Consider the following 1,803-nt stretch of genomic DNA (forward strand, 5'->3'; position numbering starts at 1 on the left):
TAGGTAAAGAGGATTGTTTCGTTCTCAATAGTCAAGTCAACCCGAAAATAACCATCAATCCTGGAGAGATTCAGTTATGGCGCATCGCTAATATAGGGGCTGATTCGTACATGAATATTGCCCTAGAAACTCTAGATCCACCCAGTGAGGATAATCCAATTATTGGACGAGCTAGTTTTAGTAATGGTGAGATTACGGGTACTGATGGTGCAGATGGTTCAATAATTGGTAAGATAACAAGCATTACCTTTAATCTAAGTGATGGATCAAATGGAAGTACCACATCTGAAACTCAAGTAGAAAGGAAAGACGGTGAAACAGCCATTACAAAAAATATTGTTATAAAACAAGGAGCAACTGTAAGTGATTATAAGAAAATAAAAGATCAGGGAAAAGGCGAGGTATCGTTTAAAATAGATGGTACGATACAAGGTCAAATTGATGATGAGGATCCAACAACGGGTAAGATAACAGCCACTGTAACAGGTTATATAGGATCAATGCCTGCATTTACCCAACCCAATGGCAAGAAAAATTTTTACATCTTGGCCCGTGATGGTGATGTTGTTGAACATCCAGTAGCAACTAACTCAGTTCTATTACCACCTGCTGCCCGAGTAGAGCTTCTTGTAGTGGGAGGTGTTGAAGGTACATATAATCTAGTTTCCGACCTTTTCAGCAACTTGACCAAAGACGATCAAGCTTTTGCTAACGGAGGAAAAAGCTACTTGCTAGCAACTGTTGAGGTACAAGGTGATTCCCAAAGTTACACATATAAACCAAAATTTCGTCCTGATGTATCATGTAATCTTGCTTTAGACGGAGGACAGGATGCAGGTTGTACAGAAGATGGGCAAAATATCAACTTAGATTACTTCATCACACATCAGAAACCATATAAAATAGACAAGATACTGCCAAGACCTGGTATAGTAGCTCGTTTGCCTTACTGCAACAAGCGATCTATACCTATAGTAGCTCAGCTAAAAAAAGATCAAAAGGAGAAATTACTAAAAATAGTAAGTTGGAATAAGAATTTGTTACAATTGCTGCTGAACCGAAATTGCATAACTCAATCGTCTAAGTATAATGATCCACGTACCAAGAAACGTTACTTTTATTTCAGCTCAGGCGATGGTAAGAATTTTCTAAAAGGATTTGAGAAACCAGAAGAAGCATATGATAAAGGCATCCAAAGTAATGGAATTAATAAAGACGAAATCAAACAAGTATTTGATGGAAACCGGATCGATAAAATTTCCCAGGTGGGAGATATAGAAGAATGGAATTTGGTCAATGCAGATAATATTGCCCACGTTTTCCACATACACCAGCTTGATTTCGTAGTTACTGAGGTGACACTCCCTGAAGATCCATGCTCAGGATTGAACCGAACAACTGACACCTGCATCTACAATAACTACAAAATAGATCCAGTAGATAATGATAATTTTTGTGAAACCTCTAGCTATGCTGCTAATAAGTATATGGAGACTGGATACCACTGTCGTCTAAAACCCCAGGGGTATCGGGATGTATTTAACTTACCTGGAAACAGCATAACTACAGTCCGTATTCCCTTCGTAAATCCATTCATTACTGGTGTATTTGTTTATCACTGCCATATACTAGTACATGAAGATAAAGGCATGATGAATAATGTCAAAGTGATAAATCCAAAAGGATTTAACGAATTCAAAATGAGGCTACTGAAAGAAATTATGGAATCAATGCCTCAGAGTTAGATTGAAGCAACGGTAAAATAAGGGCAAAAATTGAATTTATGGAGTGGTCTATTATACA

General features: G+C 37.6%; 1 protein-coding gene. It reads left to right on the forward strand.

Going from position 1 to position 1,803, the window contains the following annotated elements; all coding sequences use genetic code 11:
* Window positions 1-1,745: multicopper oxidase domain-containing protein (locus F6K49_RS45460; RefSeq protein ID WP_293108760.1), on the forward strand; the 1,745-nt coding region annotated here is incomplete at its 5' end.
* Window positions 1,746-1,803 lie beyond the last annotated feature (58 nt).

It is taken from the genome of Moorena sp. SIO3I6 (genome assembly GCF_010672095.1).